At 41.9% G+C, this 17,067-nt stretch carries 19 protein-coding genes; 13 read left to right on the forward strand and 6 right to left on the reverse strand.

All coding sequences use genetic code 11. From position 1 onward, the window contains the following. Positions 1-312, forward strand: a 312-nt coding sequence (locus tag AC06MN_RS08200) for a hypothetical protein (RefSeq protein WP_475671879.1), incomplete at its 5' end; no start/stop codon positions are given. A 771-nt stretch (positions 313-1,083) separates the two neighbouring features. Here AC06MN_RS08200 and AC06MN_RS08205 read toward each other — a convergent pair. Further along, complete coding sequence (locus AC06MN_RS08205) at positions 1,084-1,725, reverse strand: AlbA family DNA-binding domain-containing protein (RefSeq protein ID WP_475671880.1); 642 nt, start codon at positions 1,723-1,725, stop codon at positions 1,084-1,086. A gap of 603 nt (positions 1,726-2,328) precedes the next feature. On the opposite strand from AC06MN_RS08205, the gene AC06MN_RS08210 reads away from it, so the two are divergent. The 8 genes from AC06MN_RS08210 (at position 2,329) to AC06MN_RS08245 (ending at position 10,951) form a co-directional block, all read left to right on the forward strand. Beyond that, on the forward strand, positions 2,329-2,769 hold the full coding sequence (locus AC06MN_RS08210; protein ID WP_475671881.1) for a helix-turn-helix domain-containing protein: 441 nt from the start codon (positions 2,329-2,331) through the stop codon (positions 2,767-2,769). A gap of 71 nt (positions 2,770-2,840) precedes the next feature. Continuing rightward, positions 2,841-3,854, forward strand: a complete 1,014-nt coding sequence (locus AC06MN_RS08215; RefSeq protein WP_475671882.1) for a DHH family phosphoesterase — start codon at positions 2,841-2,843, stop codon at positions 3,852-3,854. Positions 3,855-3,856: 2 nt separating this feature from the next. Continuing rightward, on the forward strand, positions 3,857-4,381 hold the full coding sequence (locus AC06MN_RS08220; protein WP_475671883.1) for an FKBP-type peptidyl-prolyl cis-trans isomerase: 525 nt from the start codon (positions 3,857-3,859) through the stop codon (positions 4,379-4,381). Between the two features lie 3 nt (positions 4,382-4,384). After that, positions 4,385-6,109, forward strand: coding sequence for an FKBP-type peptidyl-prolyl cis-trans isomerase (locus tag AC06MN_RS08225; RefSeq protein WP_475671884.1), 1,725 nt, complete (start codon positions 4,385-4,387; stop codon positions 6,107-6,109). 29 nt (positions 6,110-6,138) lie between these two features. Further along, positions 6,139-7,047, forward strand: a complete 909-nt coding sequence (locus tag AC06MN_RS08230) for an FKBP-type peptidyl-prolyl cis-trans isomerase (RefSeq protein ID WP_475671885.1) — start codon at positions 6,139-6,141, stop codon at positions 7,045-7,047. A 1-nt stretch (position 7,048) separates the two neighbouring features. After that, positions 7,049-8,362, forward strand: coding sequence for an FKBP-type peptidyl-prolyl cis-trans isomerase (locus tag AC06MN_RS08235; RefSeq protein WP_475671886.1), 1,314 nt, complete (start codon positions 7,049-7,051; stop codon positions 8,360-8,362). Between the two features lie 356 nt (positions 8,363-8,718). Then, positions 8,719-9,834, forward strand: a complete 1,116-nt coding sequence (locus tag AC06MN_RS08240) for a glycosyltransferase (RefSeq protein ID WP_475671887.1) — start codon at positions 8,719-8,721, stop codon at positions 9,832-9,834. Next, a complete protein-coding gene (locus AC06MN_RS08245; RefSeq protein ID WP_475671888.1) occupies positions 9,827-10,951 on the forward strand; it encodes a glycosyltransferase in 1,125 nt (374 codons plus the stop codon). The genes AC06MN_RS08240 and AC06MN_RS08245 overlap by 8 nt, the downstream gene beginning before the upstream one ends. Positions 10,952-11,038: 87 nt before the next feature. Here AC06MN_RS08245 and AC06MN_RS08250 read toward each other — a convergent pair whose 3' ends face one another. The 5 genes from AC06MN_RS08250 to AC06MN_RS08270 all read right to left on the reverse strand — a co-directional run bounded on the left by AC06MN_RS08250 (position 11,039) and on the right by AC06MN_RS08270 (position 13,995). Further along, a complete protein-coding gene (locus tag AC06MN_RS08250) occupies positions 11,039-11,569 on the reverse strand; it encodes a hypothetical protein (protein WP_475671889.1) in 531 nt (176 codons plus the stop codon). Between the two features lie 2 nt (positions 11,570-11,571). Then, positions 11,572-11,937 (reverse strand): type II toxin-antitoxin system MqsR family toxin, encoded by a 366-nt coding sequence (locus AC06MN_RS08255; RefSeq protein ID WP_475671890.1) that lies wholly within the window; start codon positions 11,935-11,937, stop codon positions 11,572-11,574. Positions 11,938-12,031: 94 nt separating this feature from the next. Beyond that, positions 12,032-12,712, reverse strand: coding sequence for a cell division ATP-binding protein FtsE (locus AC06MN_RS08260; RefSeq protein ID WP_475671891.1), 681 nt, complete (start codon positions 12,710-12,712; stop codon positions 12,032-12,034). Between the two features lie 43 nt (positions 12,713-12,755). Further along, positions 12,756-13,589, reverse strand: a complete 834-nt coding sequence (locus tag AC06MN_RS08265) for a TPM domain-containing protein (RefSeq protein WP_475671892.1) — start codon at positions 13,587-13,589, stop codon at positions 12,756-12,758. Then, positions 13,555-13,995, reverse strand: coding sequence for a TPM domain-containing protein (locus tag AC06MN_RS08270; RefSeq protein WP_475671893.1), 441 nt, complete (start codon positions 13,993-13,995; stop codon positions 13,555-13,557). Before AC06MN_RS08270 ends, AC06MN_RS08265 begins: the two co-directional genes overlap by 35 nt. Before the next feature lie 604 nt (positions 13,996-14,599). Between AC06MN_RS08270 and AC06MN_RS08275 the strand changes: the two genes are divergently transcribed. From AC06MN_RS08275 to AC06MN_RS08290, 4 genes are all read left to right on the forward strand, one after another. Then, positions 14,600-14,836, forward strand: a complete 237-nt coding sequence (locus tag AC06MN_RS08275; RefSeq protein ID WP_475671894.1) for a helix-turn-helix domain-containing protein — start codon at positions 14,600-14,602, stop codon at positions 14,834-14,836. A gap of 155 nt (positions 14,837-14,991) precedes the next feature. Further along, complete coding sequence (locus AC06MN_RS08280; RefSeq protein WP_475671895.1) at positions 14,992-15,333, forward strand: hypothetical protein; 342 nt, start codon at positions 14,992-14,994, stop codon at positions 15,331-15,333. A 552-nt stretch (positions 15,334-15,885) separates the two neighbouring features. Then, positions 15,886-16,122, forward strand: a complete 237-nt coding sequence (locus tag AC06MN_RS08285) for an XRE family transcriptional regulator (RefSeq protein ID WP_475671896.1) — start codon at positions 15,886-15,888, stop codon at positions 16,120-16,122. 128 nt (positions 16,123-16,250) lie between these two features. Further along, entirely contained in the window at positions 16,251-16,646 is a 396-nt protein-coding gene (locus AC06MN_RS08290) for a hypothetical protein (RefSeq protein WP_475671897.1), read from the forward strand. The last annotated feature ends 421 nt before the right edge of the window (positions 16,647-17,067 follow it).

The following is a 17,067-nucleotide window of genomic DNA, read 5'->3' on the forward strand; positions in this document are numbered from 1 at the left end:
TTATTGTACTACTTAATCTGTTTTCCTGAAATTACAGGGCTCGCTGTGTGTCCTTTCCGTCTCTCTTCCTTACCGGCGCCCCGCCTCGCGGCAGATGCGCCTCTGACTTTCTTATGCTGGCCTTCAAGCTTTCAAAGAACTTCCCAATCTTTATATTGTCTTTCGCCTCTTTTCTTCGTGATTGGGATTGCAAAAGTACGGCTTTTTCCATTCATGGCAAGAAAAAAATACATTATTTTTAATAAAATGATTTATATTATTGATAATCAGTTTGTAAAAATATGTTTTATCGACGTTTTTTGGAAAGAATAGCATGTGTGATAAGTTGAAATGAGGCTTTAATGTATTGGAATTATCTATATTTTTCAGGTATTTCGATGAAAATAGTTACTGAACTTTTTCTATTTTGTCAGTTCTTTACAGTCGAAATAGAGCTTTTGGGAGATGTGAACATATAAAATAGGTATTGCGGAGGTCGTGTTCTTTTTCGGAAATAAATCTTTCATAAATCTTGATGATTATATACTTTTTGATCCATGTTACTGCCAAAGTCTTGTAAGTCGGCGGGCACATCTTGATTAGATACGATAAGTTGACAAAACAAAGGAATTCGTTTTTTCCGACCTTTTTATGACAAATGATAATGCTTGTTTTTTGTGCAACAAACTTATTATCAATAATATGATAGAATTCATTTTGTCAAAAAATCATTTGTCATTTTGTCACAATAAGCAAATTCAAACCTCTTGTCATTTGTCACCTATTCAGTAAAATAATTAATAATATATTATTAATTAGGTATAATAAGTAGGAGAAAAGAGAAAGGAGAAAATATCGAAATCGCTTATTGTGATTTTTTGACAAATGACAAAATGACAAAATCACCAGACGGAGATGCGCACTATACCCGGGCTATACCAACGCTATCTCCGCATCCAGTCTCCTACCGTTCCTCTTTCACTCCGCTTCGCTGCGCAGCGGAGAAAACCTTCAAAAGACAATTTGACGGGCTGCAAAGAACCCAGCCTTGGCATTGGGATGGTGGCGGCCTGGTATATTGCGGTTTTGATTTTCCGAAGACGTTTACTTCTCGGTGAGGATAAAATAGGTTTTTTGGCTTGTCTGGATGATTTTTATGGTTCCGACAAGAATGAAATCGGCAAGGATGGCTTCGGCCTCCCTTTTATTAATATGTGCGATTTCTTGAAATTCAGATAGTGTTATTTGTTGGTTTTCGGCGAGAAAGTGGAGCAGGAGCGACTCGGTCTCGGTGAAGGAAATTTTTGCTGCTTTTGCAAATTTGTCCGATTTCCAGACACGCAGCAGGACAGGGTCTGCAACAAGGTTTTCGTCTTTGACCCTGACAAATATCTTGTATTCGCCTTGATTGTCGGGAGCTTTGTGCTTGTTTTGCTTGTCTTTTGGGATGATGACTTCCAAAACGGTCTTTCCGTTGATTTCCCATTCTTCGGTGGTGTAGAAAACCTGAGGCTGGCAATACATTTCGGCGGCGGCCTGGATCATGTGAATTTCCTCGTCGGAGCGGACACCCGCAATGGCACCGTTGTCTTTTACGCCTACGAGTAGCCGACCGCCATCGGTGTTGGCGAAAGCCGCAAGGGAACGGGCGATGCGTTTGCTGTCCGAAATCTCGAACTTAAAATCGAGCATCTGGTGTTCGCCTTCCTCGATGAGTTTTTGTATGTGCTTGTCTTGGGTTTTCATTGAGGGTGCAAAGGTAGCAATTTTTCATGCAGCGCGAAAATGAATTTGCGGAATCGGGTAGGTGATGAATGAGGCCGTTTTTAGGCGATTTGAGCGGACTTCATTTTTGAACCTATTTGATGGTCGATGTGGGGAAGATGATGCCTGAAACGCGATTTCTTGCCTCCGATTTTTACGGCGATGAAATATTTACAAATGTAATTACTAATTTTTATAAATAACACAAAATCAATTGTATGTATTTGTGATTTACAATACTAAAATACAATTGTATTATTGTAAATATTTATATATGTGTCAATATATTGAAAAATGTATAAATGTAATCAATAAATAATTGTATATCAATTAAATAATTGTTATTATATAAAGCTAAATATTAAATAAATTGTCTAAAAATCAAATTTTATTGCTTTAATAATATTATATTGTAATCATCTGATAAATAATAATTTATTTATTATTATATAAAGTGATATTATAATGAAATGAATGATATTCTATTATTATACAAATGTAAATTGAAAAAAGTATCATTTTGTAAAGAATTATTTTTTACTTTTGTAAACTCAAAATGAGGTAAAATTGAAAATTTCGGTGACTATGAAAGAACGTATCGAGCAAATCATCAGGGCGAAAAATCTGACGGCAACGGAGTTTGCCATGAAGTTGGGCATTCAGCCTTCCAATGTTTCTCACCTCTTGGCGGGACGTAACAATCCGAGTCTGGAGTTTGTGAAAAAGCTGAAGGAGACTTTTCCCGAATACAACCTCGATTGGATTGTTTTTGGCAAAGGACCTGTTACAGTGTCGGAACCATTTAAGGAACAGAATCCCGTTTCGGAGTCTGTAGTTGAACAGAAAAAGGAAAAAAACGAGCCTGCACCTGCTGATGATTTTGCCAACACCTTGTTTGATACACGGAATTTTGATGTTCCTTTGACTGCTGATAATCAGCGTGAAACAAAAAAATCGCTGCTGAAAAGCATAGTTTTGGTGTATGACGATAATAGTTTTGAAGTGCTGCAGCCGAAAACAATGTGATTTCTTTATATATAATAAGGTGAACCTATTGAGAAATTATGTAATTTTGCCCACTTATTTTGCGCAAAATTATGCAGACGGAATCATTTTATAATCAGTTTGATACTGTAATTCATTCGTTTAAGAAGATTCTCGTGGTTTCTCATGTCAATCCTGACGGCGATGCCATAGGTTCTTCTTTGGCGATGTGTTTTTTCCTCAAGAAGTTTGGTGTCGATGCTAAAGTTTTGGTACCCAACGATTTTCCAGGTTTCTTGTCGTGGATGCCTGGAGCGCACGATATTCTGATTTATGAAAGTCAAACGGAGCTGGCGCAGGAGTGGATTTCGACTGCTGAGTGTATTATTATGCAGGATTTCAACAATTTATCGCGTTCCGGATTGCTCCATAACGAGATTGGAAAGACGCGTGTTCCGCGTGTTTTGGTCGACCACCACCGCGACCCCGACATGAGCCAGTTCTGTTGCGGATGGTCGGAAACCAATGTCTCGAGCGCTTCAGAATTGGTGGCCGAAATCATTCTGCATTACGACGAGAACTATTTGGACGAAAGCATTGCCACGGATTTGCTGGTCGGCATTATGACCGATACGGGTTCGTTTGCACATTCAATCTATCACCCGCGCACTTTCGAAATCGTCGGCGCATTAGTCAAGAAATCAATATCTTACAATGATATTCACCGTCTGGTATACGATACTTTCTCGGAAAGCAGATTGCGCCTGTTGGGGTATGCTATCAATAAGATGGAGGTTTTGGATGACTATTCTACTGCCATCATTGCCTTGAGTAAGAGCGAACTTGACTCCTTCGACTATCATGTTGGTGATACTGAGGGAATTGTGAATTATCCGCTATCGCTGAAAAAGATAAAAATGTCGGTTCTGATAACCGAAAGGCAGGGACAGATACGGTTCTCGTTCCGCTCGAAAGGCGAGTTTTCGGTGCATGAACTTTCTAACAAGCATTTCAAAGGCGGTGGACATACCAACGCAGCCGGTGGCACTATGGATTGCACGATTGAGGAAGCGGTTGAGAAACTGAAATCGGTATTGCCTGATTATAAGAAAATGTTAAATGCTTGATAATGAATAGATTTATTAAATGTTTGTTCTTCGGTTTCCTTATTGTGCTTCTTGCTTGCGACCATAGTCAGGAGGCACCGCAAAAGACTGATCCGAATGCTTTGAAACAAAGCATGGAGAAAGCCAACTGCTATATGGTGAACGACGAAGAGGCTGATATTGAGGATTATGTGAGCCGTCACGGGCTGAACATGATTTCAACGGGAACGGGATTGCGTTACGTCATTTTGAAGCAGGGTTCCGAACAGCTGATTCAGGAGGGGCAGACGGTTCACATGGAATACGAATTGCGTTCCATTACTGGCGATTTGATATATTCTTCTAAAAATGAAGGAATTAAGGTGTTCAAAGTGGGAGAGGGAACTGTCGAATCAGGTCTCGATGAAGCCATGAAATACTTGCATGAAAACGATATAGCAACCTTAATCATTCCATCGCATTTGGCCTACGGGCTTCATGGCGACGATAACAAGATACCTGCCTATTCGACACTAATTTACACGATTAAAATAATAGATATTCAATAACTTATGAAAAGAAAATGTTTTTCATTCGCATTACTGTGCGTGGCCTTTGTAACGCTATTTGCTTCATGTGGCCAAAAAGACCAGAGGTTTCCGGGGTATAAGAAAACTTCCGATGGTCTGTATTATCGTTTTTACAACCAGAACAAGGCTAATGCCTTGCCCGAGAAGACGAATTTCATGAAGATGTCGGTATTGTGCTATCTTGATGATTCACTGTACTATGACTGGGCTGAAACCCAAGGCATCATTCATCTTCAGCTGGCTGAACCACGTTTCAAGGGCGATTTGCACTCAGCCGTTGCCATGATGCGTGAGGGCGATTCCGCTTCGTTCTATATTAAGGCCGATTCCATCGCCTCCATTTACTATTCACAGGATCCTGTGGCCGTTGGCTTGAAGGCCGATGACTATTTCCGCTATGAAATCAAGATGTTGGAAGTCAAGACGGCTGAGGAATTTCAGGCTGAAATTGACCAGATGAAGGTTGATATGCAAAATGAATCGAAAGAAGCCTTGGCTGCTTATATCGCAGACAATAATATTGATGTAACTCCTACTGAATCTGGTATTTACATTATACCGATTTCAAATGGCAAAGGCCGTTGCCCTGAACAAGGCGAGAAAGTCGATGTCAATTATGAAGTTTATCTCCTTGATGGTACGAAAGTAGGCTCATCATACGACCAGAATGAGAAGTTCTCCTTCGTTTTGGGCGAAGGTTACGCAATTCCCGGTTGGGAAGAAGTGGTGCCGATGATGCATCAAGGCGACAAGGTGCGTGCCATTATTCCTTACGAAATGGCTTACGGTGAGCACAACATGGGCAATGTGAAGCCTTATTCGAATCTTGTTTATGATATTGAATTACTGAACATTATGACCAAGGATGAACAACTTCGTCAGGCTGAACGCGAAATGAAAGACCTCAAGGCAAAGTCGGAAAAGGATTTCGCTCAGTATGTGAAGGAGAATAAAATCGTGAATCACACGGAATCCGGACTTTATTATAACTTCGAGGTAGATAATGAGGGCACTACACCGACCGTTGGTTCAACGGCAAGAGTGAAATTCGAAGCTAAAATCATGGGTGGCAATGAATTAGGCTCATCTGACAAGCTGGGCGAGTATTACGACATAGTTTATGGCCAGGGTACAGTGCTGAAGGGCCTGGAAGAAGGTATAGGTCTGATGTCGGCTGGCGATAAGGCTCGTTTCGTTTTGCCTTACAATTTGGCCTACGGCGAAAACCCTTACGGTTTGATTCCTGCCTACAGCAACCTGATTTTCGATGTCGTCATGCTGGATATTCTGAGCCCCGAAGATGCCAATCAGTCGAGGGTGGAAAGAGCCCATCAGGAATTTGACAAGTATTTGACTGACAATAAGATTAAGTCCAAGAAACGTGATTCTGGCCTCGTTTATGTTTGCAACAAGAAAGGCTCAGGCGAATGCCCGACTGCCGGTCAGACGGTAACGGTGCATTACACAGGTAAGCTGATGGATGGCCGTGTCTTCGATTCGTCGGTTGAACGTGGCGAACCTATCGACTTCGTTTTGGGCGAAGGCCGCGTTATCAAGGGATGGGATGAAGGCGTTGCCCTGATGAAAAAGGGTGAAAAAGCCACATTGGTTATTCCTTTTGATATGGCTTACGGTAGCCGTCAAACGGGTCCTATTCCTCCTTATTCGAATCTTGTATTTGATATTGAAATAATTGACATTAAATAAATTACAAAATTAACTAAACTATTTAAACAATGAAAAAAAGTGTTTTTTGCATGGCTGCTGCTGCCATGATGCTCGCTGGCATGACTTCATGTCAGGAAAAAAGCCCTTACGAGGGTTATGAAATCAACGAAAACGGACTGAATTATCGGTTCTACACGCAAAATGAAGGTGAAACACCTGCTATCGGTGACATTATTGATGTCGAGTTTGGTTGCACGGTGAATGACACCAATGCCATTATCCCTACCATGCCAAACGTATTCCGTTTGGAAGAACCTTTGTTTGCCGGCGACTTCTTCGAAGGTCTTGCCATGATGCACAAGGGCGACTCTGCTTCATTCATCGTGAACATTGATTCGACTTTCACCACTTTCTTCGGTCAGCCAAGCCTTCCTGAAGAGTTCAATTCTACGGATGTCATGAGATTCGATGTTAAAGTGACCGATTTCTGCACCGAAAGCGAATACAAGGCTAAAATGGCAGAAAAAGCAAGACAAGCTGCTGCTGAAAGAATTGAAAAGATGAAAGCCGATTATCCTGAAGAAACCGCCAAGGCTGCTTTGGATTTGCAGAATTATCTGAACGCACAGGGTATTGTGGCTGAACCTACGGCATCAGGTCTGGTTTATGTGATGACCCAAGAAGGTAATGGCGAAAAACCAGCTGAAGGTCAGATGGTTAAAGTCCATTACACAGGTAAACTGTTGGATGGCACTGTGTTCGATTCATCAGTTGAACGCGGCGAACCTATCCAGATGCCGATTGGCGTTGGCCAAGTCATTCCTGGCTGGGACGAAGGCATTATGTTGATGTCGAAAGGTGAAAAGGGTGTGCTTTACATACCTTATTTCCTTGCTTACGGCGACAGAGGTGCTGGTCCTGACATTCCTGCATTCTCAAACCTGATGTTTGAAGTTGAACTGATTGATTTTGAATAAGATGAATAAAGTGTTTGGCAAAGTCGTTTCCATTTTGGCCTTGGCGTTGATGGTATCATGCCAGAGCGATTCCATTTATTCGGGATTCAAGAGAATGGACAATGGCGCCTACATGAAATTCTACGAAAGAAGCAACGAAAAGGTTACGCCGCGCCTCAAGGACGGCGTAACCTTTGAAATGGCACAGTATTTCAATGATACGCTGCTGTTTACGACGGTTGGCGATGAGCCAGTCGATATTGTATTGGAACCAGCGGCTTTTGTTGGCGACGTTACCGATGCCTTGATGAACATGCACATCGGCGATTCGGCCCGGATGGTGGTCATTGCCGATTCCGTATTCTCGGCGGTGATGGAAATGGAAACCCCTGAAGAGTATGCCGGCAAGGCGATTTACTACGATTTGAAGCTCCTTTCCATAACGCCATACGAAGAAATCGAGGCATCCTACATGCAGTATCTTGATAGCCTGCGCATGGCTGAACAGACTGTTTTGGAGCCTTTTAGAAATGCTGAAAACGAAATCACCGAATCTGGAATTATCGTTCTCGGAAAAACTGGAAATGGCAAGACTGCCAATATGGGCGATTATGTCAATTTTGATTTTCTGTTATGCTCGCTTGAAGGCGATACCATTATGAATTCGTTTGACGTTGAATCGCTTGATTTCCAGTATGGTTCGGAAGATTTTCTGTCGAAAGGTTTCACTGAAGCCGTTGGCATGGTGAAGGAAGGTGGCCGTCTGAATTGCGTGTTGCCGTCTTCATTGGCTTTCGATAGTGTCGGTTATCAGCAAATCATTCTGCCTTATATGCCTTTGCGTTTGGAATTGCAGATGAACAGCATCATGAGCAAGGAAGCACACGACAAGTTTGTTGCCGAAGAGAAGGCAAAACATCAGGCGGAACATGAAAAAGTGATGGAAAAACAGCGTCAGCTGATTGCCAAATATGTGAAAGACAATAATATCACAGAGGAGCCATCGGAAACGGGATTGTATGTGATTTGGAAAGAAAACGGCACTGGCGATATGGCTCAATGGGGCGACAAAGTTGCCATTCATTACACCATTTATAATCTGAATGGTGAGGAAGTTGAGTCGAGTTACAAGTATGATATGCCGATGCAATTCACCATAGGTAATGGTGAAATGATTCTTTCCATTGAAGAAGCCTTGATGCAGATGAACATAGGTTCGAAGGTGAGGCTGATAGTGCCTTCCGACCTTGGTTTCGGCGAGATTGAAATCGACCCGCAGTTGCTGCCTGCTGATTCGCCTTTGGTAATCGATTTGGAGCTGGTCTCCATTGAATGAACCGAAAAAGGAGCGGCCGAGAGGTTGCTCCTTTTTGGTTGTTTTGGAAATTTTTAGACTATATTTCCCTGAAAAAGGTTGGCTCAAAAAGACAAGAGTCAACCTTTTTCTGGGAAACACAACTTTTTGTGAAGCAGAAATTCAATGATGATGTTTTTCTTCAAAGAATAGTTAAGCTACGGGCCTTGAGAATATCATTTCGTAATGGTAGGTATAGGATTTTGCGCTAATTACATCGATTCCTTTAATGAAAATTTCTCTTGCATGATGCTTGTTTTGAGCAAAAATAGTTTTTTTTGTCCATAGAAAGCCGTTGACCGATTATTTAATTAACTTTGCAATCAAATCTTTCAGTTTTGAAACGCGTAATCGTATCGGTAATCAATGATTTGGTGACAGACCAAAGGGTGAACAAGTCTTGCTTGACATTGCAAAAGGCTGGTTATGAGGTTCTTTTGGTTGGCCGTAAGCAGCGTAATAGTCCGCCTATGGATGAACGCCCGTATGCTTCGCACCGCATGAAACTGCTGTTTGAAAAAGGGCCTTTTTTTTATGCGGAATACAATATCCGTCTTTTCATTTTCTTGCTGTTTCATCGCGCTAATCTATTGCTTTCCAATGATTTGGATACGGTTTTACCGAATTTTTTCGTTTCTCGTCTGAAAGGCATCAAGATGATTTACGATAGCCATGAATATTTCACTGAGACGCCGGAATTGATTCATCGCCCGAAAGTGCAGCGCGTTTGGAAACGCATTGAGGAATTTGCCGTTCCGAAATTGGGTGAAATGATTACGGTTTGCGATTCGATTGCCGATTTGTTCCGCGAAAAATATGGTGTCAAGGTGCATGTCATCCGTAATATTCCACCGCAAAAAGCATTGCCGCCAAAAGGTGATAAGGCTGAACTGGGGTTGCCGCTCGACAAGCATCTGCTTGTGCTTCAAGGTTCTGGCATCAATATTCAGCGCGGTGCTGAAGAACTGGTTCAGGCCATGCAGTATCTGAATGATTGCCATTTGATGATTATCGGTGGCGGTGATGTTTTGCCGATTCTGAAGCAAATGGTCATAGAATTGAACATTGTTGACCGTGTTCGTTTCTTGCCACGCATGTCGTATGCCAACATGATGGCCTATACGCAAAATGCGGAATTGGGTTTCTGCTTGGATAAGGATACCAACTTGAATTACCGTTTCAGTCTGCCCAACAAACTTTTCGATTTCATTCAGGCAGGTGTGCCGATTGTCGCATCTCATTTGACTGAAATAGAGAAGATTATACGAAGATATGATATAGGATCCTTCATTGAAAATCACGACCCGAAAACGATTGCAGCAACTATTCAGAATGCGCTTTCCGATGCAGAAAGATATGGAAAATGGAAACAGAATCTGACTGTAGCCGCCCAGGATTTGCGCTGGGAAAACGAAGAAAAGGCATTGCTCGCAATTTATCAACATTATGGCTGACAAACATTTACATATTATCTCTTTTGATGTGCCGTATCCTGCCAACTATGGCGGTGTCATTGATGTGTTTTACCGCATTAAGGCACTCACCGACAGTGGAATAAAGGTCCATTTGCATTGCTATGAATATGGTCGCGGGCGTCAAATTGCTTTGGAAAGGTTGTGTTATGAGGTTTTGTATTACAAACGCGACACTTCGTTTGCCCGCCAGTTGAGTCTTTTGCCTTATATCGTCACTTCGCGCAGTTCGGAGGAATTGGCAAAGCAGCTTCAGAAAGACAATTATCCCATTCTTTGCGAAGGTTTGCATACGACAGCCATTTTGAATGATAACCGAATGAAAGACAGAAAGATTTTTGTCCGTGCGCATAATGTCGAGCATGATTATTACCGCGCCTTGGGCAAATCGGAACACAGCCTTTGGAAAAGGATTTTCTATTTGGCGGAATCGGTGAAACTGCGTCGTTATGAACCGGTTTTGGCTAAGGCAAAGGGGATTTTCGCCATTGCGCAGCAGGATTTCGACTATTTTTCGAAGCACTATGGCAAGACGATATTGCTGCCAGGCTTCAATGCTCAGGATTCGGTTTGTTCGGAGTCGGGTAGGGGCGATTACGTCCTTTATCACGGCAATCTGTCAGTGCGCGAAAATGCCGATGCTGCTGAGTGGCTGATTGAAAACGTGTTTTCCGAATTGGAAGTTCCTTGCGTAATTGCGGGTTTGAATCCGTCGGAAAAGTTACAGAAATTGGTCTCGGAATATCCGAACATCACTTTGACGGCCAATCCCGATGATGCCGAAATGATCGACTTGTTGCGTCAGGCTCAAATCAATATTTTGGTGACCAGTCAACCTACCGGATTGAAACTGAAATTGTTAAATGCCTTGTATAATGGGCGTTTCTGCTTGGTCAATTCGGATATGCTGAAAGGAACGGCATTGCAACCGCTATGCATCGTGAAAGATGAACCCGAGGAAATCATTGCTGAAATCAAGCGCTTGATGGATGAGGATTTCACCGAAGACGACATTGATGAACGCGATGCCATGATGAAGCAATTGTATCGGAATGAGGAGAATGCTAAAATCCTCATTAACACGATTTTTTCGGCTTAGAACCTATTTCGGACTTTTGCATTTTCATCTAAATTTGTGGAACGTAAAGACGCACGGTCGTGCGTCACTACATGGCAAAATAGTCTCTTATTTGGAACATTTTTCTCCGTAAGGTGCTGCATCTTCAGCAACCATTGATGGACCATCATTGGTTTTGTCGGAATTTGAAAAAATAAGTTCGTTGACCAGTGACATCAATTTCTCATAAATAGAAGGTTTCAGTTGCTCTTTCGCCAGTTCAATGTAGCGCTTAAAAACCAGTGGCTCCTTGATGGCTGACAGAGTTTTCCCATTGGCTTTACTGGGGATCTCACCATCAATATAGTTGCTAATCTGGTTTTCGCCAAAACCTAAAATCAAGGCCAAACGGGATGCGGAAACGTGGTATTTCTCTTTCAGTTGTTCAATTTCTTCACTGCTTGGTATTCCATATTTTGCGCGATATTGACGATAAACCTGCTGAACGTTTTCTTCATCTAAATCTGTAGTTGTGAATCTCTCTTTTGTCTGTTCGCACTCATAGCATGAATATGTGTATGTATATTCATCACCCCTGAATTTCACAGTCTTAGATTCCTGCACAATGTGTGCCTCGCAGTTTGCAAATGGGCTTTTCATGGTTAATCTTTTTTCGGTTTAAACGGATAGTTTATTGGATGTTCGGCTTCATGAAACGATACACATAGGCAACGGCCATTGTCTATGATGGTAATCTTGATGTATAGTTCCGTTCCTTTGTAATCTTTTCCAAAGACCCACAAAACATTTCCTTCGTCAAATACATCTCCTAAAGTAGTGTGACTGAAGTCCGTGCCTTCCAAAGACAGGACAATCTTTTCTCTCAACCGTGCAGAAATGCCAAGGTTGAATAGTGTTTCTTCGTTTTTGTCGCGAAGACGATAAATGATGCCGAAAACACTTGCTTTAACCTTGAATTGTTCAAGAAATTCGTTTACATCTTCCAAAGTTATTTCCTTGTTATTCATGATTCTAATTTTGTGCAAAGGAACAACTTTTTTTGTAATGATGCAATAAAAATTCCACTTTATAGTGGATTTTTGTTATTTTTGGTAAACTGCTTTAATCCATCACCGAGCAAGAAATCGTCCCATTGTCGCATTTGATCACGCGCGACGGATATTTTTGCATCAATGTGTAATTGTGGGTGGCCATGAGAACTGCTGTGCCGCTTTCGCTGATTTTGCGGAGCAGGCGCATCACGTCGATGGTGGTTTCAGGGTCGAGGTTGCCGGTAGGCTCATCGGCGAGAATGATGAGCGGGTCGTTGAGCAAGGCGCGCGCAATGGCAATGCTTTGCTGTTCGCCGCCGGAAAGTTGGTGGGGCATGCTCTGACGCTTATCTTTCAGCCCGACTTTGTCAAGGACTTCGTCGATGCGGCTTGAGATTTCATCTTCTTCTTTCCAGCCGGTGGCGCGCAGCACAAACTCAAGGTTAGCTTCAACCGTGCGGTCGAAAAGCAGTTGGAAATCCTGAAAGACGATGCCGATTTTGCGGCGCAGATAAGGAATGTCGCGGCGACGAATGTCAGTCAAATCGTATTGAGCGACAAACACTTTACCGTCTTTGGCGGGCAATTCGCCGTATAAGGTTTTCAGAAGCGACGATTTCCCGCTGCCGGTCTTGCCGATGAGATAAACGAATTCGCCTTTGCAAATGGTGAAAGTGACATTCGACAGTATCAGGTTGCTTTTCTGAAAGATAGAAGCGTCTTCGAGTTCTATGATTGGTGCGTTTGCCATATCGTGTTCGTTTTGAGATAAATGAAAGAAAAATGTTGTGTTTTTACCAACTTCCGCTGGCACCGCCGCCTCCAAAATGGCCGCCGCCAAAACCGCCGAAGCCGCCACCACCACCGAAGCCGCCACTGCCGCCGCCAAAACTGCCTGGTCCTGGCATGAAGATGACATGACCGTTGGAACCGCCGCCGGAGTAGGTGGTGCCGCCTGACGACTTGGCAACCAGTATGATAATGATGATAATGAGAATGAGCGCAATGATGGCGCCTGTATTGTCGCCGTTTGTGTATTCATCGGCTGTGAATTTTCCGGAACACAAGTCCATCATCACCGTCACGGCATTGTAAATGCCTTGGTAATAATCGTTTTCCTTGAAATAAGGAATCATCTCCTTTTGTATGATGGCTGTGGCTGCCGCATCGGTAATGTAAGGCTCTAAACCATAGCCGGCACTGATGTTGACCTGCCCGTTGCCTTTCTCGTTTTTGGGTTTGACCAGAATGACTGCGCCGTTATCTTTTGCGCCTTGTCCTACGCCCCAATCGTGGCCCAGTTGCGTGGCAAATTGCGCGACATCCATGCCGTGAAGGTCGTCGACCAAAACCACGGTAAATTGCGTCGAAGTGGAATCGTTGTAGGCCACAAGCCTCCGTTCCAAAGTTTCGATTTCGCTGTAACTCAATGTGTTTGTGAAATCGTTCACCAAACGTGGCGGATAAGGCTTGCTCGGAATCTGAGCCTTGATTGTGCTGCAAAGCACAAGTAAAAGGTAGACCCAAAACAACCTCAAAATCCCATCAGTATGTGGTCTCGCAGTTTCACAGTCTCGCAGTCTCGCAGCCTCGTTACTCTCCGTATGATATTTCGTCACTGATTTCATTGATGTCGTTGTTTTGATAAGGAAAAAAAGTCTTCAGTTTCTCGCCACAGCGCAAAATGCCAGCTTCCAAGCCTTCTTCAAAAAAGCCTTCGTGGAATTTGGCGGCCATCATGTCTTTCACATCGTTCCAGAAGTTTTCTTCAACAACTTGGTTGATGCCTTCGTCGCCAAGGATGGCAAACTTGTGGTCTTTCACGGCGATGTAAATGAGCACGCCGTTGCGAAGTTTTGTTTCGTTGAGTTTCAACTTGTTGAAAACCACTATGCTTCGTTCTTCCACATCGCCTTTGCAATGGTTTTCGATATGCACCTTGATTTCGCCCGAAGTGTTGCGCTCGGCAGTCTTTATGGCTTCAACGATGCGTTGGTCTTCTTCTCGGTTCAGTATGTTTTGTGCGGTTGACATAAAAAAGCATTTGACTGCAAAAATAGTCAAATGCTTTTAATTGTGCGATTGTTTTATATGAAATTGCGAAAATCTTGTTCCGAAAAAGCGGTATTACAATTTCTCCATGTTCCGCTTCACGAATTCGCTCAGTTCCTTGCCTTTCAGCAGATTCTTTGAAAGTTGCGCGAGGTTGTAAAGGCGGTGCTTCAGAGAATGTGCTCGAATCTTGCTTTTGAAATCTTTCTGTTAAGTGCTGCATTAACCGATTTTGTTTATTTTTGCAGGACAAAATAAGAGTTTGGTGGGTGTAAATTGAAACCTCAATCGTTTGCAAGCCTTCTCAAAGATGGAAATACAGGAAAACTGAGTTATTAACTGATTAAATAGCTGACATTAAGATATATAACACAATAAACTGACATATTTAAACCAAGCGTTTGCTTATTTATTCGGCACTGCTTCGAAACCTGAGAAATTTCCAATTGCAATCATGCGAATAAGTCCGTTAAACGTCTGCGCGTAGCGTGGACGATGACTTATTAATGATTGCGGGCATTTCTCAGGGCCTCGAAGCGTGGATAAGACAAAGTTCACGCTTTTTCTATACCCAAATTTCTCAAACATGGCCACACAGGAAGCCCCACATATCGGACACATTATCAAGGAGGAACTGGCTCGGCAGGAGCCTACTGTGGCCTGGCTTGCCCGAAAACTGAACTATTCGCGACAAAACATATATCACATTTTTGAATGTCAATGGATAGCAACTGACATTCTGTTGAAAATCTGCGATATACTGGGTTGCAATTTCTTCAAGGTCTATTCCGACTATTGGGAAAGCAAGAACCGTAAAATCTGATTTGACACATCCGTAAAACAAAAAGTTTCGTTTGTGTAAAATAACTTATTTCAACTTAAATGGTTGATAATCAGTTGCTGTTGTTATATTTGCTGCGTTAAAATCACCAATTAAAACCGAAGAGCCTAATGGGATATAACTAGGCAAAAAGAAAGATGAAAAAAGTAATCGCTACTGCTCTTTTCCTAATTGGAATGGGAACTTTTGCATTTGCTCAAGATGGAAACATCTGTCCATCAGGTTATAAAGCAGTTCCTGCAAGCAACAACAATCACCAAGTAAAGGTTGTAACTCCAAGTACTTGTACAACTACAACCACCACCACCAATAGCGGACAAAGCAATGTGAAGGCATCTGGTGGGGTTAAAGTAGTAGGTGGAGAGTATCAAAGAACAGGCGCGACGACATCCAAAACTACTACAACTAAGCAATGTACGCAGGAGAAAACAGACTATTACAATTGCGAACCCAAAAAAGAGAAATCTAAAACAAAGTAATCTGAATGCGAAAGAGGCAAACAATAGTTTTGCTTGAGACAAGAGCCTCCATTTGACAATGCTAAAAATGGGGGCTTGTTTTTATGTTGTATTTGACTACATCGGAAGTGTCTGATGTTTTGTTGAATACTAACCGAAAATGGAATAAGAAGCACAAATTCTGCTTTAGATATTTCTGAATGGTATTGTATTTACTGAAATTGTTTATTTTTGCGGTGTAAAAAACGAAAATGTCTACTCATTAGGCTATGAGCAAATGAAATATTCGTCCTTCAAAAAGATAACGATAATATTAATCCATTAAATCCTTAGTACGAGCAAATAGAAAAACGACAAACATTTGACATATAACAGATAGCGTTTATAGCTGTCCTTGAACATCGAATTTTCCACATAAGTCCTCGTACGAGGCATACTTCTCAAGGGCAAGTTTGTAAATGCCGTAATTAGTACGGCGTGGAATGACTTGTTAGAGAAGTAGGGCGTGGAAACCCTTGATGTTCAGGCAAGAAATGAATTCCACGCTTTTTCTATACCCAAAAATTCCAAGCCATGATTACGCAGGAAGCCCCACATATCGGACACATTATCAAGGAGGAACTGGCTCGGCAGGAGCGTACTGTGGCCTGGCTTGCCCGAAAACTGAACTATTCGCGACAAAACATATATCACATTTTTGATTGTCAATGGATTGCGACTGACATTCTTTTGAAAATCTGTGACATAATGGGTTGTAATTTCTTCAAGGTCTATTCCGACTATTGGGAAAACAAGAACCGTAAAATCTGATTTTACACATCCGTAAAACAAAAAGTTTCGCTTATGTAAAATAACTTGTTTCAACATAAATGGTTGACAATCAATTGTTGTTGTTATATTTGCTACGTTAAAATCACGAATTAAAACCGAAGAGGGTAATGGGATATAACTGGGCAAAAAGAAAGATGAAAAAAGCAGTATTACCTATTGCGATTATCGTGTTAGTACTATGTAGTTCGTTTGTATTAAGTGGCCGAAGCAATATCGAAACTGATGCAAACAATCCTCAGTGGAGTTACAATGTTTATGAGAATGGACAAACCGATGATGGTTGGTATCTTAAAATTTCTTATGATTGTGACTGTGATGATCCTGTCGTTGTTAAAATAACTTACTCTGTTAAATATGGTAAAAATGGATCAATAAGAAACGATGAAGAAACAACTACTACACTTTGGAACCGTAGGAATTCTTTGATTATCGGTCATGCAAGTCCTTATTATGATGACAATACTACTAGATATAGATTGAATAGCGTACAACTTATTAAATAATTGTTTAACCAAAAATGACGGCAGCCTTTTCTAATATGACTGCCGTCATGCATATTAGCAACAATACAATGAAAAAAATACTTTTTACGTTTGTGTTGGCCGTTTTCTCGGTCACTTTGTTTGCACAAAACTCTGTTACTTGCAATAAATGTAATGGAAGCGGATCTGTTCGTGTTCAAGCCTCAAGGAACTGCTCTTCATGCAAAGGCACGGGAACTGTGATTGTCAATGAGATTCAAACATGTCCACAGTGTAAAGGCACTACGAAAATGGAAGTTCCGAAAAACGGGGAATTGGTTGAGGTGCCTTGTAATTATTCATTGTGCAGGAACGGTAAAATCACTGTACCCAAAACTGAGAGATGTGGTGCCTGTAGTGGCACTGGCGTTGATAAATATTCCGCCGTGGAAACTTGCCCAAA

Source organism: Candidatus Limimorpha sp. (genome assembly GCF_056203535.1).